Origin of the sequence: Cognatishimia sp., from assembly GCF_964229375.1 — a bacterium.
In the GTDB taxonomy this organism is placed as follows: Bacteria; Pseudomonadota; Alphaproteobacteria; order Rhodobacterales; family Rhodobacteraceae; genus Cognatishimia.
Genome location: NZ_CAXREH010000099.1, coordinates 1 through 23791, shown reverse-complemented (window position 1 = coordinate 23791; position 23791 = coordinate 1). Strand labels below are relative to the sequence as shown.

The 23791-nt window shown below is 56.9% G+C and carries 21 protein-coding genes and 1 pseudogene; 10 read left to right on the top strand and 12 right to left on the bottom strand.

The features are described 5' to 3' along the window. The coding region (locus ACEQWH_RS07740) for an extracellular solute-binding protein (RefSeq protein ID WP_370229412.1) at positions 1 to 1794 on the bottom strand (1794 nt) is incomplete at its 3' end. A gap of 318 nt (positions 1795 to 2112) precedes the next feature. Here ACEQWH_RS07740 and ACEQWH_RS07735 point away from each other — a divergent pair. Both ACEQWH_RS07735 and ACEQWH_RS07730 read left to right on the top strand, forming a co-directional pair. Then, the gene (locus ACEQWH_RS07735) at positions 2113 to 2886 is read left to right on the top strand and encodes a 3-hydroxybutyrate dehydrogenase (protein WP_370229409.1); all 774 of its coding nucleotides are present in this window, start codon (positions 2113 to 2115) and stop codon (positions 2884 to 2886) included. Between the two features lie 42 nt (positions 2887 to 2928). After that, positions 2929 to 3954, top strand: a complete 1026-nt coding sequence (locus ACEQWH_RS07730) for a patatin-like phospholipase family protein (RefSeq protein ID WP_370229407.1) — start codon at positions 2929 to 2931, stop codon at positions 3952 to 3954. Here the strand turns inward: ACEQWH_RS07730 and ACEQWH_RS07725 are convergent. The 4 genes from ACEQWH_RS07725 to ACEQWH_RS07710 form a co-directional block, all read right to left on the bottom strand. Then, complete coding sequence (locus ACEQWH_RS07725) at positions 3951 to 4688, bottom strand: DUF502 domain-containing protein (RefSeq protein ID WP_370229406.1); 738 nt, start codon at positions 4686 to 4688, stop codon at positions 3951 to 3953. The two genes, ACEQWH_RS07730 and ACEQWH_RS07725, sit on opposite strands and share 4 nt — an antisense overlap. Before the next feature lie 95 nt (positions 4689 to 4783). Then, a complete protein-coding gene (locus tag ACEQWH_RS07720; protein ID WP_370229404.1) occupies positions 4784 to 5701 on the bottom strand; it encodes a pseudouridine-5'-phosphate glycosidase in 918 nt (305 codons plus the stop codon). Next, on the bottom strand, positions 5702 to 6592 hold the full coding sequence (locus ACEQWH_RS07715; protein ID WP_370229402.1) for a PfkB family carbohydrate kinase: 891 nt from the start codon (positions 6590 to 6592) through the stop codon (positions 5702 to 5704). A 39-nt stretch (positions 6593 to 6631) separates the two neighbouring features. After that, positions 6632 to 7390 (bottom strand): DUF4198 domain-containing protein, encoded by a 759-nt coding sequence (locus ACEQWH_RS07710; RefSeq protein ID WP_372521392.1) that lies wholly within the window; start codon positions 7388 to 7390, stop codon positions 6632 to 6634. A gap of 49 nt (positions 7391 to 7439) precedes the next feature. On the opposite strand from ACEQWH_RS07710, the gene ACEQWH_RS07705 reads away from it, so the two are divergent. Then, a complete protein-coding gene (locus tag ACEQWH_RS07705; protein WP_370229399.1) occupies positions 7440 to 8576 on the top strand; it encodes a HupE/UreJ family protein in 1137 nt (378 codons plus the stop codon). Between the two features lie 52 nt (positions 8577 to 8628). Here ACEQWH_RS07705 and ACEQWH_RS07700 read toward each other — a convergent pair whose 3' ends face one another. Beyond that, complete coding sequence (locus ACEQWH_RS07700; protein WP_370229397.1) at positions 8629 to 9249, bottom strand: thiamine phosphate synthase; 621 nt, start codon at positions 9247 to 9249, stop codon at positions 8629 to 8631. A gap of 74 nt (positions 9250 to 9323) precedes the next feature. Further along, complete coding sequence (locus ACEQWH_RS07695) at positions 9324 to 9653, bottom strand: TfoX/Sxy family protein (RefSeq protein WP_370229395.1); 330 nt, start codon at positions 9651 to 9653, stop codon at positions 9324 to 9326. A gap of 127 nt (positions 9654 to 9780) precedes the next feature. Between ACEQWH_RS07695 and ACEQWH_RS07690 the strand changes: the two genes are divergently transcribed. The 3 genes from ACEQWH_RS07690 (at position 9781) to ACEQWH_RS07680 (ending at position 13213) form a co-directional block, all read left to right on the top strand. Next, positions 9781 to 10530, top strand: a complete 750-nt coding sequence (locus ACEQWH_RS07690; RefSeq protein WP_370229394.1) for an RNA methyltransferase — start codon at positions 9781 to 9783, stop codon at positions 10528 to 10530. Between the two features lie 67 nt (positions 10531 to 10597). Further along, positions 10598 to 11737 (top strand): heme A synthase, encoded by a 1140-nt coding sequence (gene ctaA, locus ACEQWH_RS07685; RefSeq protein ID WP_370229392.1) that lies wholly within the window; start codon positions 10598 to 10600, stop codon positions 11735 to 11737. Further along, entirely contained in the window at positions 11738 to 13213 is a 1476-nt protein-coding gene (locus ACEQWH_RS07680) for a carboxypeptidase M32 (RefSeq protein ID WP_370229390.1), read from the top strand. A 69-nt stretch (positions 13214 to 13282) separates the two neighbouring features. Here ACEQWH_RS07680 and gyrA read toward each other — a convergent pair whose 3' ends face one another. Both gyrA and ACEQWH_RS07670 read right to left on the bottom strand, forming a co-directional pair. Beyond that, positions 13283 to 16024, bottom strand: coding sequence for a DNA gyrase subunit A (gyrA, locus tag ACEQWH_RS07675; protein ID WP_370229389.1), 2742 nt, complete (start codon positions 16022 to 16024; stop codon positions 13283 to 13285). Between the two features lie 119 nt (positions 16025 to 16143). Next, complete coding sequence (locus ACEQWH_RS07670) at positions 16144 to 17085, bottom strand: radical SAM protein (protein WP_370229387.1); 942 nt, start codon at positions 17083 to 17085, stop codon at positions 16144 to 16146. Between the two features lie 170 nt (positions 17086 to 17255). Between ACEQWH_RS07670 and zwf the strand changes: the two genes are divergently transcribed. From zwf to pgi, 3 genes are read left to right on the top strand one after another with little or no spacing between them, the layout of a single operon-like run. Next, positions 17256 to 18704, top strand: coding sequence for a glucose-6-phosphate dehydrogenase (gene zwf, locus ACEQWH_RS07665; protein ID WP_370229385.1), 1449 nt, complete (start codon positions 17256 to 17258; stop codon positions 18702 to 18704). Continuing rightward, positions 18701 to 19372 carry a 6-phosphogluconolactonase gene (gene pgl, locus ACEQWH_RS07660; protein WP_370229383.1) on the top strand — a complete coding sequence of 224 codons (672 nt, stop codon included), beginning with the start codon at positions 18701 to 18703 and terminating at the stop codon, positions 19370 to 19372. Before zwf ends, pgl begins: the two co-directional genes overlap by 4 nt. 4 nt (positions 19373 to 19376) lie before the next feature. After that, positions 19377 to 20972, top strand: coding sequence for a glucose-6-phosphate isomerase (gene pgi / locus ACEQWH_RS07655; RefSeq protein ID WP_370229382.1), 1596 nt, complete (start codon positions 19377 to 19379; stop codon positions 20970 to 20972). Between the two features lie 94 nt (positions 20973 to 21066). Here pgi and ACEQWH_RS07650 read toward each other — a convergent pair whose 3' ends face one another. From ACEQWH_RS07650 to ACEQWH_RS07640, 3 genes are read right to left on the bottom strand one after another with little or no spacing between them, the layout of a single operon-like run. Beyond that, positions 21067 to 22146, bottom strand: coding sequence for a methyltetrahydrofolate cobalamin methyltransferase (locus ACEQWH_RS07650; protein WP_370229381.1), 1080 nt, complete (start codon positions 22144 to 22146; stop codon positions 21067 to 21069). A gap of 5 nt (positions 22147 to 22151) precedes the next feature. After that, positions 22152 to 23075 carry a methylenetetrahydrofolate reductase gene (locus tag ACEQWH_RS07645; RefSeq protein ID WP_370229414.1) on the bottom strand — a complete coding sequence of 308 codons (924 nt, stop codon included), beginning with the start codon at positions 23073 to 23075 and terminating at the stop codon, positions 22152 to 22154. Positions 23076 to 23110: 35 nt separating this feature from the next. Beyond that, entirely contained in the window at positions 23111 to 23407 is a 297-nt protein-coding gene (locus ACEQWH_RS07640; protein WP_370229380.1) for a virulence factor, read from the bottom strand. A gap of 244 nt (positions 23408 to 23651) precedes the next feature. Between ACEQWH_RS07640 and ACEQWH_RS07635 the strand changes: the two are divergent. Further along, a pseudogene (locus tag ACEQWH_RS07635) lies at positions 23652 to 23791 on the top strand (Ppx/GppA family phosphatase); the annotation flags it as partial.

The window sequence follows — 23791 nt, the reverse complement described above, 5'->3', positions numbered from 1 at the left end:
CCAGTCGACGCCGTCGCCATAGATTGGGAAGTCGGTTGAGAACTTCATGGATTTGTCATGCGCGATGCGTCCGACGGTGAAGTTCCAGAAGGGGATCACATAGCGACCGGCGGTCAGAACGCGGTCCAATGCACGCGTGGCCGCCACGAAATCGTCCTGTGTCTTGGCGGTCAGCATTTCATTGATAAGACCGTCAATGGCGTCTGATTTAACGCCCATCCAGTTGCGTGACCCTTCGGTGTCCGCCGCCGCAGATCCCCAATAGAGGTTCTGTTCATTGCCAGGCGAGAGCGACAGAGACCGGCGGTAGTAGGTCATGTCAAAGTCAAAGGCCGTTTCGCGTTCTTTGTATTGGGCGTTGTCTACGGTAACGACGGTTGCCGTGATCCCCAGACGCTCGAGCGCTTTGGTATAGATGTCGGCCACAGCACCTGCGTCCTGAAAGCCGCTGCCCGATTGCTTCATCAGGATCTCGAACGTAAAGGGCGTGCCGTCAGGCTGTGTCATGACGCCATCCTCTACGGTGAAGCCAGCCTCTGTCAGCAGGTCCATCGCTTTGACAACATTCGCGCGGTTGCGCTCGGAGCCGTCAGAGACCGGCAGCGCATAGCCTTCGAGCGTGCCTTCTGGAACGCTGTTTGCATAAGGCGCCAGATACTCTGCGACGCGGCCGGTTGCGGCGCCTTCTTGTTTGGACAGCACCGAGTTGCTGAAATAGCTGGTGATGCGTGGCTGGCGGCCATTGGTCATCGCGTCGTTGACGAATTCAAAGTTGAAGGCGTGCATCAGCGCGTCGCGCACGCGGATGTCGTCAAACGGTGCACGGCGTGTGTTCATCACAAAGCCGGTGATGCCCGAGGGTTTTTCGTGGGTGATTTCAGATTGCACGACTTCGCCGGACTGCGCGCGCGGGAAATTATAGCGGCTGGCCCAGTTTTCTGCATTGAACTCGCGCACAAACGAGACTTCACCAGCTTTGAAGGCCTCAAACAGCACGTCACCGTCGCCATAGTGTTCAATCTGGATGGTGTCGAAGTTGTTGGTGCCGCGCCGCAGGGGAAGATCCTTGCCCCAGTAATCGGGGTTGCGGGTCAGGGTGACATAGCGGCCTGCCTCGAAATCGCTCACAACATAGGGTGATGTGGTGATCGGGATATCCTGAAGGGTAGAGTCGTTGATGTCGCGGCCCTCCCATTGCGCTTTTTGCAGAATGGGGCGCAGCCCGGCGATCAGGGCCAGTTCGCGGTCATCCACATTGAAAGTCAGGCGCACAGAGCGTTCGGCGGTTTTTTCGATAGAGCCAACCTTGCCCCAGAACCCGCGATAGCGCGGATGTCCCACTGTGCCGAGTGTTTCAAAGGACCAAATCACATCTTCGACGGTGACAGGGTTGCCGTCAGAGAATCTGGCTTCGGGCCTTAGCGTGAACTCGACCCACTCACGATTCGGGCCCGTCTCAATGGTTTCCGCCAGCAGACCATAGAGGGCAAAGGGCTCGTCGCGGTTGCGTCCCATCAGGCTTTCAACCGCGAAAAAGCGCAATTGCCACGGCACGCTCCCCTTTCGGATATAGGGGTTCAGCGAATCGAAACCACCCGTATTGGCTGTAACGATTCGGCCACCTTTGGGGGCATCTGGGTTCACATAGGGTAGAGAAACGAAGTCTGGCCCCATTGCAGGTTCGCCATACATGGCGATGCCATGTTTGGGCTCTGCAAAAGCGCTCGGAGCCATTAAAACAAAGGCCAAAGCCGTTGCTTTCCTTAAGAACAGAGTGAATCTTACTGGTCGCATTGGTTAAACAATCCCTGTTTGGATTTTATGATTGGTGACAGCCTACATGGGATTCCAGTCATATCAAACTTTTAGCTTGGACTCTCAGCCGGAGATTGCTTATAAAGAAGTCACTGCTCGATAGGTTTCTTGCCTGTATGAAACCTGCCTCAATAACTTTACGCCCGCTTCGTGCGGGCGTTTTTTTTGGTTTGAGGCTGCGAGCGGCACGTTTCACGTAATACTACCCCTGATGCGGATTGCTGCTTATGTTGCAGTTGCAAAGTGCTATGTTGCACCTGCGAAATGGTGAATGTTGTGTGTTTGAGGAGAGCTGCCATGAGTTTGAACGGAAAAACCGCTGTTATTACAGGATCCAACTCGGGCATTGGCCTGGGGGTGGCGCGTGAACTGGCGCGGGCTGGGGCCGATGTGGTGCTGAATTCATTTACGGATCGGGACGAAGATCACGCACTTGCAGCAGAGATCGGCCAAGAGTTTGGGGTCACGGCGCGCTATATCAAAGCCGACATGTCCAAGGGCGATGAGTGCCGCCAACTGATCGCCGATGCCGGTGCCTGCGACATCCTTGTGAACAATGCGGGCATTCAGCACGTCGCGCCGATTGATCAATTTCCAGTAGAAAAATGGGATGCGATTATTGCGATCAATATGAACTCTGTGTTTCACACGACAGCTGCAGCCCTGCCGCTGATGCGCGCAGCCGGTTGGGGCCGGATTGTAAATATCGCGTCGGCGCATGGGTTGACCGCATCGCCCTTTAAGGCGGCCTATATTGCCGCAAAACATGGCGTGGTTGGCATGTCCAAGACCGTGGCTCTAGAGACCGCTCAAGAGCCGATCACCTGTAATGCGATTTGTCCGGGCTATGTGCTGACGCCCCTGGTTGAGGCGCAAATTCCTGACACCATGAAAGAATACAATATGACCCGCGACGAGGTCGTGAAGAATGTCATGTTGACCCGCCAGCCCTCCAAAGAGTTCGCGACGGTCGAGCAACTGGGCGGCACGACGGTGTTTCTGTGCTCGGATGCGGCGGCGCAGATTACAGGCACGACGCTTTCTGTGGATGGCGGCTGGACCGCGCTTTAGCGCGCGGTTTTTGGATATTTTGGGCAAGAGAAAGATCGGGTCGTGGTGCGCATAAATCTGGCATTGCAGGGTGGGGGCGCGCATGGGGCGTTCAGCTGGGGCGTGCTGGATGTGCTTTTGCAGGTGCCGGAAATTGAAATTGCATCGGTCACAGGCACCTCTGCTGGCGCACTCAATGGCGCGGCGTTGAAGTCGGGCATGGCGCTTGGAAGCCGTTCTGCGGCCTTGGAAAATCTGGACTGGCTTTGGTCCAAGATGGGCGCTTTGTCTGGGGGCGGATTTTCCGATTGGCTGGCAGGATTTGAGGCTGACGCGATTTCGCAGGCTCTGGAGTATTCGCCGGGCTATGTGATGACGGATCTGGCAAGCCGGTTTTTCTCGCCCTATGCCTATGGCCCATTTTATGCCCATCCGCTGCGCTCGCTGGTTGGGTCCTTCCATTTTGACCGCATCTGCAGCCTTGAGGGGCCGGATCTGTTTGTCTGCGCCACCAATGTACGCACCGGTAAAGCCAAGATTTTCACAGGATCGCAGGTGACGGTGGACGCCATTCTGGCGTCGGCCTGTTTGCCGACGGTGTTTCAGGCGGTCGAGATTACGGATCCGAAAACAGGGGTGACAGATGCCTATTGGGACGGGGGGTATACAGGAAACCCCGCGCTTTGGCCGCTGTTTCGGGCGGATCTGCCAGAAGACATTGTCATTGTGAACATCAACCCGATTGAACGCGCCGAGACGCCAAAGACACCGGCGCAGATCCAGTCACGGATGAACGAGGTCAGTTTCAACAGCTCGTTGTTGGCGGAGTTGCGCGCGATTGCTTTTGTGAAACGGATGCTAAAGGACGGCACGCTCGCGCAGGGTCAGATGAAAGACGTCCATGTGCATATGATCGCGGATGACTCTTTGATGAATGATCTGAGTGCCGCCACCAAGATGGTGCCCATTCCTTCGATCCTTGGCAGGTTGAAAGAGGCCGGACAAAGGGCCGCAATCGCATTTCTGGATCAGAATTTTGACAGGCTGGGGCGCGAAAGCTCGGTCGATCTGCCGGCGCTTTACGGCTAGGGTGCCGGGGGCTTTGTCGGGTCAGAGCCGTTTGGATAGACCAGACCTGCCGAGATCACCAGTTTGGCCGCGTCTTCGACCGACATCTCTAGTTTGATCACGTCTTTTTCCGGAAAGAACAGCAGAAAGCCTGATGTCGGATTCGGCGTCGTTGGCACAAAGACCGACAACAGCTGGCCTTCATCCTCGCCGCCGCGTCGGTTGATTTCACCTTTGGCCGTGGTCGAGACAAAGCCGATCGCCCAGATGCCTTTGCGGGGGTATTGGATCAGGCAGGCTTCTTCGAAACTGCGGTCGGACTGGGCGAAAACGGTCTCGGCAATCTGTTTGACGCCGGAATAGATCGAGCGCACGACGGGCATGCGCAAGACAAGGTTTTCGGCATAGCTGATCAGCGAGCGCCCGATCAGGCCCTTGGCGATCCAGCCGACAAAGACCGTAAAGAACAAAAAGATGACAACGCCAACGCCGCGGATATTGATGGCGACATCTTCGCCGATCCAGCGGTTGTACATGTCATCGCCAATGACCCAGCGCACCAGATTTTCGGGCTGATAAAAGTCAGGAACGAAAGGCAGCACAAAGCTGTCGACCCAGCCGATGAACGTCCAGAACAGCCAAATCGTAAAGCCGACAGGCATGATCACCACAAGGCCTGTCAGGAATGACGACCGCAGCCCGCCGATCAAGCCGGGGCGTTTGGGTTGGTTTTGATCGTCAAAAGGCGTGGTCATAAATGGGCTCGTCTGGGCAAGGCTGGCGTAGGCGGTAAATAGGCAGATTTCAGACGGGCTTCAACTCGATGCCGTCAGTTGGTTCAGGAACGTGCCTATTCCGCCGACAAATCGCTGATTTCGGCGGCGATCCGTGAGGCAAGGCGGGCGTTGTTCAACACCAGCGCAATATTGGCGGTCAGGGATTTGCCCTCGGTTGTGTCAAAGATTCGCGACAAGAGAAACGGCGTCACGGCTTTGCCAGAGATGCCTTGCGCCTCGGCGGCCTCGGTTGCTTCGGCAATAATGGGGGCCAAAACATCTGCGGCAATCTCGTCCTCTTCCGGGATCGGGTTCGCGATCAGCTGACCGCCCGGCAGGCCCATTTTGGCGCGCAAGAGGTAGGCTTTGGCGATGTCGGCAGCCGAGTCCATGCGCAGCGGCGCGGCAAGGTCTGAGGTGCGCGACCAGAAGGCAGGAAAGGCGTCCTGACCATAGGCAATCACGGGCACGCCCTGTGTTTCAAGCACTTCGAGCGTCTTAGGGATGTCCAAGATGGCTTTTGCACCCGCCGCGACAACGGATACGGGCTTCTGGGCCAGCTCCATCAAGTCGGCCGAGATGTCAAAGCTTTGATCCGCGCCCTTGTGCACGCCACCGATTCCTCCGGTTGCGAACACCGAAATGCCCGCCAGATGCGCGGCGATCATTGTGGCGGCGACTGTGGTCGCTCCGTTGCGCCCTGCAGCCATGCAGACCGGCATATCCGCCCGTGAGACCTTCATGACGTCTTTGGCTTGTGCGAGCTGTTCGAGTTGGGCGTCGGTCAGTCCGATCAACAGCTCTCCGTCCAAGATCGCGATTGTGGCCGGAACAGCGCCTTCGGCACGCACCGTTGCTTCGACCTGGCGCGCGACCTCGATATTTTGAGGGTAGGGCATGCCATGTGTGATGATGGTACTTTCCAATGCAACAATCGGTTTGCCCGCAGCTTTGGCGGCCGCGACGTCCTCGGAGAGGGTGAAAAGGGTCATTTAGGGGTTGCCTCCAGAGACATAGATCGCTGCAGATTGCAGCGCGCGGCTAAGCGCATCTTGACGGGATGCACCGCTTTTCTCGGCCGCGATATGTGCGGCCATAAATGTATCGCCCGCGCCGGTTACGCGGGTCACAAGAACTTCGGGGGGCGTCTGGCTGAGGATGCCTTCGGCAGTGCCGTCGCTGCAATCATTGCCGCCATCGGTCACCAAGGCACGCCGCGCACCGCGTTTCAGCAGGGCTGCGGCCGCGTCGCGGCTGGTCTCGAAGTCTTGCTGACACAGCAGGCCCGCTTCTTCCAGGTTCACATACAACGTGGCGCGTGTGTGGTTCAGGAAGGGCACCAGACGCTCGGCCTTGCCGGGGCTTGCTGGGGCCACGCGCAGGTCGGCTTGGGAAAACGCCGGGCTGACAGCGATGTTTTCCAGTAACCGCTGGGTCAGATTGCCATCCAGCGCAATGTAACCCTGATAGGGCGCGTCTTCGCTGCCCAAAGTTCCGTCCATCAGGGGACGCAGGATTTTGTCGCCTGCAGCTTCCAGAGAATGGGCGTCGGCAATCGCCGCGATCAGGCCATTGGCCCCTTCGACTGCCATGTATTTGTCTGTCGGTAGGTCGTCGGAAAGGTAAACATAGTCCGTGCCGGTGCCCAGTTCCTTGCAGGCCTGCAAAAGCTCTTCGCCCTCTGCGTCCCGTCCGATCGACGTCAACAGCGTTGGCCGCATGCCAAACCGGCTGAGGGTCATTGCAATGTTCATCGTCACGCCACCGGGCAGGCGCGTGATGCGCCCTGCCACGTCAGAGCCCTGTCGCATGTGTACAGGGGCGCGGCCGATGATGTCCCAGAGGACGGATCCGATGCAGATGATATCGTATGAATGCGTCATGACCCGCTTGTCGCCAGAAAGCGCGGCCGGTGCAAGGGGCTAGTCAGGGATCGCGAATGTCAAAGCGGCCCATAAGGTTTCCCATTGGACAGTCTTTGGCGTGCTGACACGCTCTAAAGTTTCCGGCGCAGGTCGGCGAAGGACAACAGAATCAACAAGATACCTGTGCCCCGCGCGCACAGGGATCGTCACACGCCCGCTTTGATCGCTTTGGTATAGCGTTATTTCAACGTCGCCTTCTGGACTCTTTTGAAAGACTTCTATCTGGGCATCCGTGCGCGGGGCGCCCTGATACAAAAGCAAAAGGTCCAGCCCGTCAGACATGTCGTCGGTATATGGGTTCTCAAGCGCAACAAATTCGGTCTTCATGCCCAGAGCGCGGTCTTGCCCTTCGCTGTTGCCGACTTGCACAAGTGCTTTCGCGTGACGGGAATAGGCCTCTTTAAAGGGATAGGTCTGGGCGTCCAGATCCGCGTTCAGGTCTTTGTGGGTTACGAACGCCTCGAACTTTTCCGGCGCGCGATACGTCAGCGACGAGGGCGCGGCCTCAGAGACGATCACCAGCAACCCAGCCGTTTCGGGTGTGACTGTTATGGCAGGGACATCGCCCAGGCGTCCTTCAATCGGCATCAGCTCAGCGCCCAGGGCCGCCGCGGCCATATCCACCCGATTGTCAAACCACGCCAGCACGCCACCGCCGAAATTCTCGCCGTTCACAAAGTCGGCTGTGACCTTATCGCCAATCTCGACTTGATATTTTTCCGGAGCGATCCAAAACTCATGGGCAATCGCCGGCATAGCGGCGCATAAGACAACAAGTTTGGTTACTATCAGGGCAGGGATACGCATGACACACTCACTCTTTTCGCTTCTAAAGCTGAAGGTCCTGACCGTTTTGTCAATGCTTCTGACGCTCACGTTTGCGCAAGCCCATGAAACCAATCCAACAATCGCGGATTTATCGGTTGAGGACACGACCCTGACGCTGGAATTACGGCTGAATGCCGAAGCGTTTTTGGCGGGGATCGATTTGTCCGCTGTCAGTGACACAGACGAGGCCGCCGAAGCCGCCGATTATGATGCGCTGCAGGCCTTGCCCGGCTCTGAGGTAGCAGCCCTTTTTAAGGCCGGTGCGGACGCGTTTTTGTCAGGTATCGAGGTGAGCGCAGACGGCATTCCTGTTGCGCTCAGCCTAAGCGACGTTCAGGTCAGCGCCGAAGCCGTGCCTGATGTCGCCCGCTTGGGCCTGGCCACGATCACCGCAAGTATTCCAGCCAGCGCACGCGCCGTGACCGTGGCCTGGGGAGAGACCTATGGCGATCTTGTGCTGCGCCAACAAGGTGTAGAGGCGCCCTTTACGGGGATCGTCGCCGGCGGCACGACATCTGAGGCAATTCAACTGTCGGGCGGCCAGGAACTGAACGGCTGGCAAACCTTTGTGACCTATATTCCCGTCGGTTTTGACCACATTCTTCCCAAAGGGCTGGATCACATCCTGTTTGTGCTTGGTCTTTTCTTCTTCAGCCTGCGCATGGGTCCGCTGTTGTGGCAGGTCTCGGCCTTTACCTTGGCGCATACTGTGACGCTGGCCTTGGGGGCCTTGGGCTGGGTTGTGGTGCCCGGAAGCGTGGTCGAGCCGCTGATTGCCGCGTCTATTGTCTATGTTGGCATCGAAAACGTCCGCACGAGCGAGCTCACGAAGTGGCGGCCGATGGTGATCTTTGGGTTCGGCCTGTTGCACGGTCTGGGCTTTGCCTCGGTGCTCGGCGAATTTGGGCTGCCGACGGCTCAGTTTATTCCCGCACTGATCGGGTTCAATGTTGGGGTAGAGGTCGGGCAACTGACAGTGATTGCCATCGCGTTCCTGGCGGTGGGTCTGTGGTTTGGCCGCAAACCTTGGTACAGAAGCTTTATCGCAATCCCCGGATCCTTGGTGATTTCCGCAATCGGGCTGTACTGGGTGGTGGAACGCACCTTGCTTTAATCAATAGGTTGCGTTGGGCTTTTAAGAAATTGAAAGTAAAGGGATAATCCCTTTACTTCATGTTCTCAATAAAAGCGGAAAGCTGTGCGCTTGGGTCGTCTGTGCGCCAGATTTCTTCGCCGATACCAAAGAAGTCGGTGATCGGAGAAAGCGTGCGCATGATCTCGGGATTCAGATCGCCTTCGGCCACGATTGGCACTTCGATCATTTCCGACCACCATGCAAACAGGTCGGGCTCAGCCTTACTGCCGTCGCCCAACGAGGCCGAGCCAACGGGTCCAAAGGCCACATAGTCGGCACCACTTTCACCCGCTGACATACCGTCATGGCGCGACGCACCGCAGAACGAGCCGACAATCGCATCGTCACCAAGGTCTTTGCGAATCTTGCGGACGCTGCGCGCGCCGTCCAGCAGATGCACCCCATCCAGCCCAAGACGTTGGGCCAACAGGACGTGTTCGCTCATGACAAGGGCCGTGTCGCGTGGATAGCAGACCTCGCGAATGGCGTCGGCGGCTCGGCTCAGACGGTCTTCGTCGCGTGTCGCAAGTGCTACGCGGACGCAGGCAATCTCATGCGCGTCCAGAACTTTCGCCAGCTGATCTGGGAAAGTGCTCAGTTCAAACTCTGGCGGCGTAATCAAATAGATCTGTGGAAGGTCTTGCTCTGCCATGGCGCGTCTTTCGGTGCTGTTTTGCCCCCTATAGCGCGGATTTCTACGCTTGGCTATCCGGCTCTGTGCAGCACCTACTTCGCGGGCATCGCGCCTACATAGGCTTGGGCCAATGCCAAAATCTGCTGTCGCCGGTCGTCGTCGCCCATCAACGCGTCGTCCACGTCAATGAAGCCCGCCATAGGACGCCCGGTGAAATCCATTGGCCGCGCGCCCGAGATCGCAAGCGCCGCAGCCTCGTGCTCTTTGCCAACCCGAAACATGCCGCCGTTTTTGTGAACGCCGCATAGCATATTGCCGTTCAACATAAAGCACAGCCCGCCGAACATGCGCTTTTCCGTGACGTTGGTCACTTGCGCAAGATCCTCGCGCAGGATTTCAACAAGTCCGTCGTCCAGTGCCATTCTGGGGCCTCGCAAACTGATTTCAGCACCATTTGAGTGTTCAGTATTTTCGATGACATGGGAAGAGGGTGGTTGTTTGCCCTAGTTCAGCGCGATATGAGCGGGCGGATCAAGTTAGGAGGCCCATATGCCCAGTGAAACCCCGCAACCGGTGATGGTTCTGGTGCGCCCGCAGATGGGTGAAAACATCGGTGGTGCCGCGCGGGCCATGTGGAATTTCGGGCTGGACCGGATGCGCATCGTCAACCCGCGCGATGGGTGGCCGAACCAAAAGGCCATCGCGATGTCATCAGGTGCCGGACGTTTGCTGGACGAGGCACAGATTTGCGGATCAACAGCTGACGCGGTGGCGGATTGCACTTATGTCTTTGCCACAACGGCGCGGTCCCGTGATCTGACGGTTCCGGTCATGACGCCGGAACACGCGATGCAGATCGCGCGTGAGAAAATTCAGTCAGGTCAGAAGGTTGCCGTGCTTTATGGGCCCGAACGTGCAGGCCTAGAGAACGACGACATTGCCTTGGCAAACGCGGTCATCAATGTGCCCGTTAATCCCGAGTATGCGTCGCTGAACCTTGCACAATGCGTTTTGCTGACCGCTTACGAGTGGATGCGGGGCGCGTCCTCTGCGGAACCTGAGCGGATGTCGATGGCGGGAAGCGACTGGGCCAGCCAAGGCGATGTAGAGGCGCTGTCGCGTCATTTTGAGGATCGTCTGGACGAAGCGGGGTTCTTTTTCCCGGAACCCAAGGCGGAAGGCATGAAAATCAATCTGCGGAATATGTGGTCGCGGTTCCCGATGACGCGTGCCGATATTCAGATGCTGCACGGTATGATGCGGCAAATGGTGCGCTGGAAAGAGCGTCGGGACGATTGAGCGCACTTGAAGCCCACCGACTGGCGACCTAATCTCTGGCGAAATAAGATCAGTTGAGGATCCAGCGATGAGCGAGAAGCGCAGCATCTTTGAAGACGTGGGCGAAAAAAGCGCAGTTGCGGCACCTGTTGGTGGCGTGATTGACCAAGCCCCGAAAGGCGCGCGGCGCGGCATACGGATTTGGCTTGGTATTCTGTTTGCGATGGTCGTTCTGATGATCGCCGTGGGCGGTCTGACACGCCTGACGGACTCTGGCCTGTCGATCACAGAATGGAAACCAGTGACGGGCGCATTGCCGCCGATGTCGGCCGAGGTCTGGGAAGAAGAATTCGAGAAATACCGACAGATCCCCGAATATCAGTTGCAAAACAAAGGCATGAGCCTTGCTGAATTCAAGGTGATCTACTGGTGGGAATGGGGCCATCGCCAGCTTGGCCGCGCGATCGGGCTTGTCTGGGCGTTGGGCTTTTTGGGATTTGCTGTCACGCGCAATATTCCCACGGGCTGGGCGCGGCGCATGTGGATTGTCGGCATTTTAGGCGGGTTGCAAGGGGCGATTGGCTGGTGGATGGTGTCATCGGGGTTGACCGGAGAGCGCCTTGACGTCGCTTCATATCGCCTTGCGACGCACCTTGGTCTTGCTTTCGTCATTCTTGGGTTCCTGGCTTGGTACAGCCTGTTGCTGGCGCGGCCTGAAAAAGATCTGATGCAAGCGCGTCGGGGCAAAGAAACAAAGCTGTTTTCCTTGTCCACAGGCCTGTTGCACGCAAGTTTTGTGCAGATCCTGCTGGGGGCTTTAGTTGCCGGAATTGACGCGGGGCGTACCTTTACGGATTGGCCATTGATGGCTGGCGGTTTTTTCCCGCCCGATGCTTTCGCCCTGACGCCGTGGTGGACCAATTTCTTTGAGAACCCGGGCCTTGTACAGTTTATCCACCGGATGTGGGGCTATCTGCTGGTCGCCTTTGCGATTGTTGTCTGGCGACGGGCGCGGGGGTCTGCGCATTCTGCGACGCGCTTTGCGTTTAATGCGGTGATGGCAGCGTTGACGGTGCAAATTCTGCTGGGCATTGTCACAGTCCTTTACGTGGCCCCTTGGCAGCTGGCCATTTTGCATCAGGTCATGGCTGTGTTGCTGTGGGTTTTGATCCTGCGTGCGCGCTTCCTGTCTTTCTATCCAATTTCAACTTCTATTCGTGAGGCCTGAATGAGTTCTTTTAATGATTTGATGGCGTTCCAGCGTGAAACTCAAGCGCTGGGTCAGGTTGCTGGGCGTCTTGGTTGGGATCAGGAAACCGTGATGCCGCGTGGATCTGCGGCGCAGCGTGCCGAGGAAATGGCCGCGATGGAAACCGTTCTGCACGCACGCCGGATCGACCCGCGCGTGGCAGATTGGATCGCATCGATTGATGCCACTGATCTGGACGAGGCCGGTCAAGCGCAGCTGCGCGAAGTCAGCCGAAGCTATGCACGCACCCAGAAAGTTCCGGTTGAACTGGCCAGCCAGTTGGCGCGGGTTACGTCCAAAGCGCAGGGCCTCTGGGCGCAGGCGCGCGCGGATGAGGACGTGGCGGCCTTTCTGCCGATCTTGGAAGAGGTGGTCAATTTGCGTCGCCAAGAAGCCGACGCGCTGGCCGCGGGAGGCGATCCATACGATGCGCTGCTTGAGGACTATGAGCCCTACACCAAAGCCAGTGAAATCGCCGCGATCTTTGACGAAATGCGGCCGCGCTTGGTGGCCTTGCGCGAAGCCTGTCTGGCCGCAGAAGCACCCAAAGCGCTGACGGGCAACTTCGCTGAGGCCGCGCAGATGGAACTGAGCCACGTTTTGGCCAAAGCCTTTGGGTACGATTTCGACAAAGGCCGGATCGACAAGGCGGTGCATCCGTTCAGCTCTGGCTCTGGCATTGACGTGCGGATCACCACGCGGGTCGACGAATCCGATCCATTTAACTGTTTTTATTCGACAATTCACGAAGTCGGGCACGCCTGCTATGAGCAGAACATCTCAGGCGACTATCTGCTGACCCCTCTGGGGCGCGGAGTGTCGATGGGCGTGCATGAAAGCCAAAGTCGGATTTACGAAAACCAGATCGGGCGGTCTCGGGCCTTCACAGGATGGCTTTATGAGCAGATGCAGGCCAAGTTCGGTGATTTTGGCATTGGCTCTGCGGATGAGTTCTATCGCACGGTGAATCGGGTCAAGCAGGGCTATATCAGAACCGAGGCAGACGAGGTGCAGTACAATCTGCACGTCATGCTGCGCTTTGGTCTGGAGCGGGCCCTGATGGCCGGAGATCTGCAAGTTAGCGATCTTGAAGCCGCTTGGAACGACCGTTTTGAAGCGGACTTTGGCTATAAGGTCGACAAACCTAGCCACGGTCTTTTGCAAGATGTGCACTGGTCCGTCGGTCTGTTTGGCTATTTCCCAACCTATTCGCTGGGCAATGTCTATGCAGGCTGTCTGAATGCAGCGATGCGTGCGGCTGTGCCTGATCTGGATCAACAGTTGGCGCAGGGCGATACATCGGCTGCGACAGACTGGTTGGGTAAAAACCTGCAACAACACGGTGGTTTGCGTAAGCCGGTCGATACGATCAATCATGCGACCGGATCGACAGTGTCACCAGCGCCTTTGCTCGACTATCTCGAGTTGAAGTTTGGCGAGATTTACGGCCTGTAAGGCATTATCTTAAAACGAAAAAGTCCCGAGGTGTCTCGGGGCTTTTTGCATTTCTGAAGGCCTGACAGATTACTCTTCGATGGCCTCGTCATCTTCGTTTTGTTCTGCGATCCAGGCGACGGACACGACCTCTTCACCCTTGCCGGTGTTAAAGACGCGCACACCGCCAGCAGAGCGTGAGCGGAACGAAATGCCATCCACAGGAACGCGGATCGACTGGCCTTTCGAGGTTGCCAGCATGATCTGGTCGCCCATCTCAACCGGGAAAGATGCGACCAGCTCGCCGCCGCGCATTGCTTTGTCCATCGCAGCAACACCCATGCCGCCACGACCTCGCACCGGATAGTCATGCGAGCTGGACAGTTTGCCCGCGCCGCCTGTGGTGATGGTCAGGATCAGGTTTTCCGCCGCGGACATTTCCGCATAGCGCTCTTGGCTGATGGTCGCGTTTTCATCGGCCTCTTCGTCGCTTGCGCCATCGTCGTCAACGGCCCCAGCCACAGCGCGGCGCATCTTGAGATAGGCGGCGCGTTCGTCCGAGCTTGCGTCAAAGTGGCGAATGATCGACATCGATACAACGCGATCGTCCTCGCCCAGTTTCACGCCACGCACACCGGTAGAGGCCCGCGAGTTGAACACGCGCACATCGGTTGCCGGGAAGCGGATGGCGCGACCGGAGTTCGTCACCAGCATCACGTCGTCATCATTTGATGCAATGCGGGCGTCGATCATCGACCAATCTTCGCTATCACCTTCAAACTTCATCGCAATTTTGCCGTTGGCTTTCACATTGGTGAAATCCGACAGCTTGTTGCGGCGCACGGTGCCACGGTCGGTGGCAAAGACAACCTGCAGATCGTCCCATTCTTTTTCATCGCGATCCACCGGCATGATCGCGGCAATCGAGACGCCTTGCGGAATCGGCAGAATGTTGATGATGGCTTTACCTTTGGCGGTACGGCCCCCCAGCGGCAGGCGCCAGGTTTTCAACTTATAAACCATGCCGTCGGTGGTGAAGAACAAGAGCTGCGTGTGGGTGTTGGCCACAAAGAGCGTGGTGACCACGTCCTCTTCTTTGGTCTGCATCCCGGAAATGCCTTTGCCGCCCCGTTTCTGGGCGCGGAAGTCGGCGAGGGCGGTGCGTTTGATATAGCCACCAGAGGTGACCGTCACGACCATGTCCTCGCGTTCGATCAGGTCTTCGTCGTCCATGTCGCCAGACCAGTCGACGATCTCTGTGCGGCGATCCACGGCGAATTTGGATTTAACTTCAGACAGTTCATCCGCGATCATCCCCATGATCCGCTCTCGCGAGCTGAGGATTTCGAGATATTCTTTGATCTTGGCCGCCAGCTCTTCCAGCTCGTCTGTGACCTCTTTGACGCCCAGTTGTGTCAGACGCTGCAGACGCAGTTCAAGGATCGCGCGGGCCTGCGTTTCAGACAGGTTATAGGTGCCGTCGTCATTCATCGTGTGGGTCGGATCGTCGATAAGACGGATGTAACCCGCGATGTCGGCGGCTGGCCATTTGCGTGTCATCAGCTTTTCGCGTGCCTCGGCCGCATCGGCAGAGGAACGAATGGTCGCAACGATTTCGTCCACATTGGACACAGCCACGGCCAGACCACACAGGATGTGGCTGCGTTCACGCGCTTTGCGCAGCTCATAGGCCGTGCGCCGCGCGACGACTTCTTCGCGGAAGTCGATGAAGGACGTCAAAAAGGCGCGCAGGGTCAGCTGTTCTGGGCGACCGCCATTCAGCGCCAGCATGTTGCAGCCAAAGGATGTCTGCATCGGCGTGAAACGGAACAATTGGTTCAGAACGACCTCTGCGGTGGCATCGCGCTTAAGTTCGACAACCACGCGCACACCGTTGCGGTCAGATTCGTCCTGAACGTGCGAGATACCTTCGATCTTTTTCTCGCGCACTTGTTCCGCGATCTTTTCGATCATCGAGGCTTTGTTCACCTGATAGGGGATCTCGTCGATGACAATCGCATAACGATCTTTGCGGATCTCCTCGACGCGGGTTTTGGCGCGGATGATGACCGAACCACGGCCCTCCAGATAGGCTTTGCGCGCGCCAGACCGGCCCAGCATTATGCCGCCCGTTGGGAAATCAGGGCCGGGCACGTATTCGATCAACTCTTCCGAGCTGAGATCCGGATTGTCGATCAGGGCCAGCGTCGCGTCACAGACTTCGCCCAGATTGTGTGGCGGAATGTTGGTGGCCATACCGACGGCAATACCGCCCGCGCCATTGACCAGCATGTTCGGGAACCGGCTGGGCAGGACCGTCGGCTCTTGGTCTTTGCCGTCGTAGTTGTCCTGAAAATCAACCGTGTCTTTTTCAATATCCGCCAGCATAAAGGCCGCCGGCTTGTCCATGCGCACCTCTGTATAGCGCATCGCAGCCGGGTTATCGCCATCCATGGAACCAAAGTTGCCCTGACCGTCCAAAAGCGGTAGCGACATCGAGAAATCCTGCGCCATCCGCACCAGCGCGTCATAGATCGCGCCGTCGCCGTGCGGGTGGTATTTACCCATCACATCACCGACAGGACGCGCGGATTTACGATAGGCTTTGTCGTGGCTGTTTCCGGTTTCATGCATCGCGTAAAGGATGCGGCGGTGGACCGGTTTTAACCCGTCACGAAGGTCGGGAATCGCACGACTCACGATGACGCTCATCGCATAATCGAGATAAGAGGTCTGCATCTCTTCTTCGATGGTCACAGACGGACCGTCGTGATGCATACGCTCTACGATGTTTTCTTCTTCGTTTTCAGGAGTTTCTGGCGTGTCGCTCAAGTCTTGGCTCGCTTCTGTCTTGGGCTCAATATTTAGTTGAAGCTTTTATAACAGAGGCAGCATATGGGGTGCAATGGCTGCATCGCCATTGTGGATAAATCATCAGTTTTTGGGGCATCTTACGCCGAGCAGCTCGCACCACCCAGAACGCAGAATTTCGCGCAGTGCGGATGGTTCAAAAGCACAGGCTTTTCGGCCTCTTCCAGCGTGCGGCCGAAATCGAATTCTTCCTCATAGGGCAGCAAGGTGCAGGCAATAACGCTTGGGGCATCCGCGCCCTTGTGCTTGACCACCATCCGAGAGTTTGAGCACATGACTTCGGTGGGTTGCTTGTTGAGAATGCTCCAGCACTGGGTGGTGATTTCCGGCACTTCAACCGTTTCGTCCATTTCCGGGAACAGGATGGTTTCGCCGGGGTTTCTGGCGTCGATATCAAGTCCGAATTTCTCAAACAGGGCGGCATAGCCGTCGCGGCTTTCTGTATCGCTTTCGCCCCAGACAGTGCGGCCTGCGATGGTCATCTTGAACCCGTTGTCACGCAGCCATTCCATCCCGACAACCATACGATCATAGCTGCCGCGTCCGCGCTCTTTGTCGTGCAATTCTTTGGACCAGTGGTCGATTGAAATCCGCATGGTGATTTTGCCGGGGAAGTCAGCCTTCAGTTTCAAAAGGCCTTCTTTCACCTTCTTGCGTTGCAAAGGCATCATCGCATTGGTCAGGATCAAAACGTCGTAGCCGCGCTCCAGGCTGCGGCGCGTCATCTCGTTCATCTCTGGATTCATATAGGGCTCGCCACCCGTAAAGGCGATTTCGCGCACGCCCCAGTTGCGGTCTTCGAGTTGATCCAGATAGTCGCTGACCTCGTCGGCGGTGATATAGACAAGGGCGTCGTTGGTCGGCGAGCTGAGGATGTAACAGTTCGCACACTCGATATTGCAGAGCGTGCCTGTGTTAAACCAGAGCGTTTCCGGATTGGACAGCGGCACATGCGCTCGTTTTTCGCCCTTTGCCGTAACAAAAGGGTCCTGAAACTTGCCGAAGTTGACCGCGTCTTTCATATGCCTGTCTTTCTCTTGGTTTGGGCTGTTTAGGAAAATATGCCTATGAGGGAAAGTTGTTACAGATATACTGACAGAGATGTGAAGTAGTCTTGCCTAACCTGTGGTCAATTGATAGGCGGTGTTTGCGCTAACAATTGAACTGGTGTCCGGGCAGAGGGGCAAAGAATATGGTTTCGCGAATTATTCCCGTCGATACATTCGATCTAATTATCTTTGGTGGCACCGGAGATCTGGCGCGACGCAAGATCCTGCCTGGTCTGTTCAAGCGCTATTGTGATGGGCAGATGCCCGCAGGATCGCGGATTATCGCGGCCGCGCGTTCTGATATGAACCAAAAGGGCTTTCAGGACTTTGTTGTTCATGCCGTCGAGGACGCACTGGGCGCACCAGAGCCCGATCAGATCGCCGGATTTGTTCAGACGCTGGACTATGTCACGATTGACGCTTTGGGAGACGAGGGCTGGTCTGATCTTGTCGCCAAGCTGCCGCAGTTTGACAAAGTGCGCGCGTTTTATTTCTCGGTAGGGCCAAGCCTGTTTGAACCACTGGCTGACCGGCTGAAAACCCATGGCCTTGTCGATGGCAACACACGAATCGTGGTCGAAAAACCCTTTGGCCGCGACGAACACAGCGCCAAGGCATTGAACGCCACTTTGCGTCGTCACTTTGCGGAAAGCCAGATTTACCGGATCGATCACTATCTGGGTAAAGAAACCGTGCAAAACCTGATGGCGGTTCGGTTTGGCAACATGTTGTTCGAACCCCTATGGAACAGCCAATACATTGATCATATTCAGATTTCCGTCGCCGAAGACGTCGGCGTCGGGGGCCGTGGCGCCTATTACGACAAATCGGGCGCCATGCGGGACATGGTGCAGAACCACCTGATGCAGCTTTTGTGTCTGACCGCGATGGAGCCTCCGTCCTTCTTTGAGCCGGACGCTGTGCGCGACGAAAAACTCAAGGTGATCCGCGCTTTGACACCGGTTGAGCCGCACCACATCGTGCGCGGCCAATATACTGATGACCACACCGAGGTTACCTATCGCGAAGATGTCGGGGATCCGCGCTCGCGCACGGAAAGCTATATCGCGCTGAAGTGTCATGTCAGCAATTGGCGTTGGGCTGGAACGCCGTTCTATCTGCGCACGGGCAAACGTCTGAAGGCACGCGACAGTGAGATCAACGTGGTGTTCAAGCAAACGCCGCATTCGATCTTTGGGCCAGAAGCGGGCGAGCACCACAACGAGCTGCGCATTCAGTTGCAGCCGGACGAGGGGATAACCCTGCGGGTGACCATCAAAGAGCCGGGGCCGGGCGGCATGCGTCTGATGGATGTGCCGCTGGACATGAGCTTTGCCGAAGCCTTGGGTGAGGATGCGGATACGCCTGATGCCTATGAGCGGCTGATTATGGACGTGATCCGGGGCAATCAGACGCTTTTCATGCGAGATGACGAAGTCGAGGCCGCCTGGGCCTGGACTGATCCGATCATTCAGGGCTGGGAGGCACGCAACGACGTGCCAAAGCCTTATGAAAGTTACTCTAATGGTCCAACCGACGCAGATCTTCTGATCGAGCGGGATGGACGAAACTGGCGGGACATAGGCCAATGAACATCGAAAAATACATCGACGCGGATATGATGGCCATCGACGTGGCCAATAGGATCGCCGGAGATCTGAACATCGCGCTGCACAATGCGGATCGTGCGATGCTGGCGGTGCCCGGGGGCACGACGCCGGGCCCGATCTTTGATGACCTTTGCGCGGCTGATCTGGATTGGTCGCGCGTTGATGTGATCTTGACCGATGAACGCTGGGTGCCTGAAAGCCACCCACGCTCTAACACGCGCCTTGTGCGCGAGCGTCTGTTGGTGAACCGTGCGGCCGCAGCCAGAATGGTCCCGCTTTACGCAGAAACACCTGAACCCGAAGCCTCGCTGGACGGTTTGATGGCGGCAATCGAGGCGGATTTGCCGATTGCGGTGGCCGTTCTGGGGATGGGCGCGGATATGCACACGGCGTCGCTGTTTCCAGACAGCCCGGACATCGCCGCCGCGCTTGATGCAAACGCGCCGATTCTGTTGCCGGTGCGCCCGGAAAGCCAGCCCGAGGCCCGCATCACCCTGTCTGCACGTGTTCTGAACGGAGCGATCGCCAAACACATCGTGTTCAAGGGGCAGGACAAAATGGACGCCCTGCAAAGAGCCCGGCATCTGCCGCATGTCGAAGCGCCCATCGCCGCCGTTCTGACCGGCGCAACAGTTCATTGGACGGAGTAAATTCATGTGGGATGTTCTAAAGGCTCATCAGGCGCAAGCGGCTAAAATCGTAGACCTTTTTTCTGATGAAGCACGTCCAGATGCGTTTTCAGTTTCCGCTGACGATCTGCATTTTGACTTTACAAAGACCGACATCACCCCGACCTGTTGGGCAGATCTTGTCAAGCTTGCCGAGCAAGCCGAGGTCGCCAAATGGCGTGATGCGATGTTTGCCGGTGAAAAGATCAACGTCACCGAAGACCGCGCGGTGCTGCATACAGCTTTGCGCAATCTAGATGGCGGTCCGGTGTCGGTAGACGGAGCCGACGTGATGCCGGGCGTGAAAGACGTTCTGGCCAAGATGAGCGCATTTGCCGATGCGGTCCGCTCTGGTGAATTTACCGGCCAGGGCGGCAAGATCACCGACGTTGTGAACATCGGAATCGGCGGATCCGACCTTGGTCCTGTCATGGCGACGATTGCGCTGAAACCCTATGCGGATGGTCCAAAGACTCATTTCATCTCGAATGTCGATGGCGCAGATCTTGCAGATACGCTGGACAGTTTGGATCCTGCGACGACATTGGTTCTGGTGGCGTCTAAGACGTTTACCACTCAGGAAACCATGATGAATGCCGGGTCCGTCCGTGACTGGATGGCGCAATCGGTTACGGATCCTGCCGCGCAGTTTGCTGCGATTTCAACCAACCTTGAAGCCACCTCAGAGTTCGGCATTCCTGCAGGGCGGGTCTTTGGTTTTGAGGATTGGGTCGGTGGGCGCTACTCGATGTGGGGCCCAATCGGTCTGTCGATCATGCTTGCGATTGGATATAATGATTTCAAAGACTTCCTACGCGGGGCTCAGGCGATGGATCAGCATTTTGTCTCTGCGGATCTGACGGAAAACATGCCCGTTGCCCTGGCTCTGGTCGGTATTTGGCATCATCAGGTACACGGCTATGGCACCCGCGCGGTTCTGCCTTACGAACAGCGGCTGCTGCGTTTTCCGGCCTATCTTCAGCAGATGGAGATGGAGAGCAACGGCAAGAGCGTCACGCGGGATGGCAAAGAGGTGTCACAGACTGTGGGTCCAATTGTCTGGGGCGAGCCGGGCACCAATGGTCAGCACGCGTTTTATCAGCTGATCCATCAGGGCAAACAGGTTGTGCCATGTGAGTTCATGGTCGGCGCATCTGGCCACGAACCGGCGCTGGAGCAGCACCATAAAGCCATTCTCGCCAATTGCTTAGCGCAATCCGAAGCGCTGTTGCTGGGGCGTAGCTATGATGTCGCCAAAGACCGCATGGCCGCCAAAGGATACGAAGGCGAGGCGCTTGAAGCGCACGCGATGCAGCGTGTCTTTGCGGGCAACCGACCGTCCACCACTCTGATCTACAAAAAGCTAACACCCTTTGTCCTTGGTCAGATCGTTGCGCTTTACGAGCATCGCGTGTTTGTCGAGGGCATTATTCTGGGGATCAACTCTTACGATCAATGGGGTGTCGAGCTGGGCAAAGAGCTTGCGAACAAACTTTTGCCAGCTGTCCAAGAAGGCGCGGATCTTGAAGATGTGCATCCTGCAACGTCTGCTTTGGTTCGTAAAATCAATGCGCTACGCTAAGCTTTAAAAGCGCTGCGTGAGCGAATTCTTGCGCCTAGAAAAGAAAAAGCCCCGCTGAACAAGCGGGGCTTTTGAATTTAGGTTCGTCGCTTTTTTAAGCGCGACGGCGACGTCCGCCACCGCGACGGCCGCGACCGCCTTCTTCACCGTCTTTGGCAGGAGCCTTGTTGAACTGGATCCATGCCGCACCACCGTCGTCGTTGTTGGTCAGGAAGTTGGCTGCGCGGATCGCTTCCATTTCCTTACCAGCGCGTGGTTTGGTCGAGCCCATGCCGAAGATGGTGACGAATGTCTCATCATCCATATCCGCTGGAATGACGATGCCCGATGCTTCCAGTTCGGCTTTCTTCTCCGCGATCTTTTTAGGACCAACGGGCAGGGCCACTGGGTTCATGATCGCAGAGGTCATGCCAGTTGCCATCGCCATTGGCAGGAACGCGTTGTTGATGCCGTGGCGGTTTGGCAGGCCGAAGGAAATGTTGGACGCACCACACGTTGTGTTCACACCCAGCTCGTTGCGCAGGCGGCGGTTCAGTTCAAAAACCTGCAAGCCCGCGGTTCCCATGGCGCCGATCGGCATCACCAGCGGGTCAACCACGATGTCATGCGCTGGGATGCCAAAGTCAGCCGCGCGCTCTACGATTTTCTTGGCAACGGCAAAGCGCACTTCAGGATCTTCTGAGATACCGGTGTCGTCGTTCGAGATCGCAACGACTGGCACGTTGTATTTTTTGACCAGCGGCAGAACCAGCTCCAGGCGCTCTTCTTCGCCGGTTACAGAGTTCAACAGAGGGCGGCCTTTGGCGGCTTCCAGACCTGCTTCGAGTGCGCCAGGCACCGAGGAGTCAATACACAGCGGGCAATCCGTTACGTTCTGCACAACTTCGACCAGCTTGCGCATCAGATCCGGCTCAACAAAGTTGTTGTCCGCATAACGTACGTCTTCGGCCATCTTGTTGCTGAAAACAGCGCCCGAGTTGATGTCCAGAATGGTCGCACCGGCTTCAACCTGTGCGATGGCATCCGCTTCGACGCGAGAGAAATCACCCGCTTCAAGCTCTGCGTTCAGGATTTTACGTCCGGTTGGGTTGATGCGCTCGCCAATGACGGCAAAAGGCTGGTCAAAACCAATAATTGCGGTTTTGGAGCCGGATTCGACAACGGTTTTGGTCATTTTAGTTATCCGTTCACAGGTTTGGTAGAGGAACCGCCGTTTTCGATGGCCCATTTTGCGTTTGTTTTGATGCCGCCCAGCGGGAAGAAGTGGACTTTCTCGATGTTGAAGTCCGGATTTGCCGCTTTGTGTGCCGCCAGCTCTGCGATGACCTCTGTTGGTTCATAGGGCAGCAACAGCTTTGTGACGTCCATCGCGCGCTTTTGCAGCACTTTCAACGACGGTCCAACGCCACAGGCGATGGCAAACTTGATCAGCGTCTGAAGCTTGGCTGGCCCTGCGATACCAATGTGGATCGGCAGATCGATGCCGGCTTCTTTCAGGCTGTCTGCCCAAGCAATGATCGGCTGTGCATCAAATGCGAACTGGGTGGCCAGCGCCATGGAGGCGTCGGTGGTCTCGTTGAACTTGTTTTTCCAGCGCAACGCGTCGTCAACGTTCTTGGTAGAGCCATCAGGGTCGATGTCTTTGTTGCCCTCTGGGTGGCCTGCGACGTGCAGATTTGTGAAACCCGCCTTGTCAAACAGTCCAGTTTCCAAAAGCTGCATCGAGCTGTCGAAATCGCCATGTGGAGTGGTGACGCCACCGGCCAGCAACAGCGCTTGCTTGACGCCCGCTTCGCCTTGATACATCGCGATCCAGTTTTCCAGGGTCGCGGCGTCTTTGATGATCCGCGCCGGGAAGTGCGGCATCACATCATAGCCTTCGCCAGCGATACGCGCGGCGGTTTTCACCATGTCCTCGATAGGCGTGCCTTCGATATGCGCGATGTAAACCCGCGTGCCCTGAGGCAGCAGATCGCGGAAATCTTCGACCTTTTCGGCCGTGCGCGGCATTACCTCGATGGAATAGCCGTCAAGAAAGGCTTCGACCTCGGGTGTTACAATTGTTCCGGTGTCGGTTTTCTTTTTAAAATTCAAAAGCGCCATGACGGCCTCCCAAAGCTGATTGCCCCGCGCGCGGGTCATGCCCATCCTTCATTTGCGATCAGGGCTTTGATTTTCTCCTGATCAAACTCTGCTTCCAGTCGGGCCGCTTCGGCCTCGACGATGTCAGCAGGGGTACCGTCCATTTGATAGGGGGCAGCTTTGCGCCACTCGGCCAGATACGCATCTGTGTCCGCCGCGCCGACTTTCATCGCCGCACGGTCGATCGCCTGCTCAAACCGCTCTGCGAGCTGTTTTTTCGCGCCGCGACGACCTTTGCCCACAATGACCTGGGCCGGGATATCGCGCCAATAAACAATCGTGACATCATGCATAATCTGATTCTACCTCTTTTTCGGTGTTACCTAGGTAATCACAGGGGGGGAGATCTCTATGTTCGTTTTCGACTTATGGGACACAAGCTGCGACCTCTTGTGTCATAGACGGTTTATCGCGACCGCTCCACAGGGGGCGCCGTGAAAAATCTTAATGATCTTCTTGAATTGGAATGACGCGGGGATTGCAGGATCGCAGCATCGCGTCTAGGCTTGATCCAACTCGATATGGAAGGCGTGTGATATGGCGCCAAAGCGTCCCAAAGGTGCGGGCGCGTTCCCAAAACCGGTAGAGAGCCCCGCGCCAAACCGACCCGATCCAAGTGAGCTGTATGCGGCGCTGGATCTGGGGACAAACAGTTGCCGCATGCTGATTGCTCAACC

Excerpts from the sequence above, each read along its gene's own strand:
- ACEQWH_RS07645 (WP_370229414.1), bottom strand. The coding sequence starts at position 23,075 with ATGGCGCTTTTGAATTTTAAAAAGAAAACCGACACCGGAACAATTGTA.
- pgi (WP_370229382.1), top strand. The coding sequence starts at position 19,377 with ATGTGGGATGTTCTAAAGGCTCATCAGGCGCAAGCGGCTAAAATCGTA.
- ACEQWH_RS07735 (WP_370229409.1), top strand. The coding sequence starts at position 2,113 with ATGAGTTTGAACGGAAAAACCGCTGTTATTACAGGATCCAACTCGGGC.
- zwf (WP_370229385.1), top strand. The coding sequence starts at position 17,256 with ATGGTTTCGCGAATTATTCCCGTCGATACATTCGATCTAATTATCTTT.
- ACEQWH_RS07680 (WP_370229390.1), top strand. The coding sequence starts at position 11,738 with ATGAGTTCTTTTAATGATTTGATGGCGTTCCAGCGTGAAACTCAAGCG.
- ACEQWH_RS07715 (WP_370229402.1), bottom strand. The coding sequence starts at position 6,592 with ATGACGCATTCATACGATATCATCTGCATCGGATCCGTCCTCTGGGAC.
- ACEQWH_RS07690 (WP_370229394.1), top strand. The coding sequence starts at position 9,781 with ATGCCCAGTGAAACCCCGCAACCGGTGATGGTTCTGGTGCGCCCGCAG.
- ACEQWH_RS07670 (WP_370229387.1), bottom strand. The coding sequence starts at position 17,085 with ATGAAAGACGCGGTCAACTTCGGCAAGTTTCAGGACCCTTTTGTTACG.
- pgl (WP_370229383.1), top strand. The coding sequence starts at position 18,701 with ATGAACATCGAAAAATACATCGACGCGGATATGATGGCCATCGACGTG.
- ACEQWH_RS07650 (WP_370229381.1), bottom strand. The coding sequence starts at position 22,146 with ATGACCAAAACCGTTGTCGAATCCGGCTCCAAAACCGCAATTATTGGT.
- ACEQWH_RS07705 (WP_370229399.1), top strand. The coding sequence starts at position 7,440 with ATGACACACTCACTCTTTTCGCTTCTAAAGCTGAAGGTCCTGACCGTT.
- ACEQWH_RS07710 (WP_372521392.1), bottom strand. The coding sequence starts at position 7,390 with ATGCCGGCGATTGCCCATGAGTTTTGGATCGCTCCGGAAAAATATCAA.
- ACEQWH_RS07720 (WP_370229404.1), bottom strand. The coding sequence starts at position 5,701 with ATGACCCTTTTCACCCTCTCCGAGGACGTCGCGGCCGCCAAAGCTGCG.
- ACEQWH_RS07700 (WP_370229397.1), bottom strand. The coding sequence starts at position 9,249 with ATGGCAGAGCAAGACCTTCCACAGATCTATTTGATTACGCCGCCAGAG.
- ctaA (WP_370229392.1), top strand. The coding sequence starts at position 10,598 with ATGAGCGAGAAGCGCAGCATCTTTGAAGACGTGGGCGAAAAAAGCGCA.
- ACEQWH_RS07695 (WP_370229395.1), bottom strand. The coding sequence starts at position 9,653 with ATGGCACTGGACGACGGACTTGTTGAAATCCTGCGCGAGGATCTTGCG.
- ACEQWH_RS07725 (WP_370229406.1), bottom strand. The coding sequence starts at position 4,688 with ATGACCACGCCTTTTGACGATCAAAACCAACCCAAACGCCCCGGCTTG.
- ACEQWH_RS07640 (WP_370229380.1), bottom strand. The coding sequence starts at position 23,407 with ATGCATGATGTCACGATTGTTTATTGGCGCGATATCCCGGCCCAGGTC.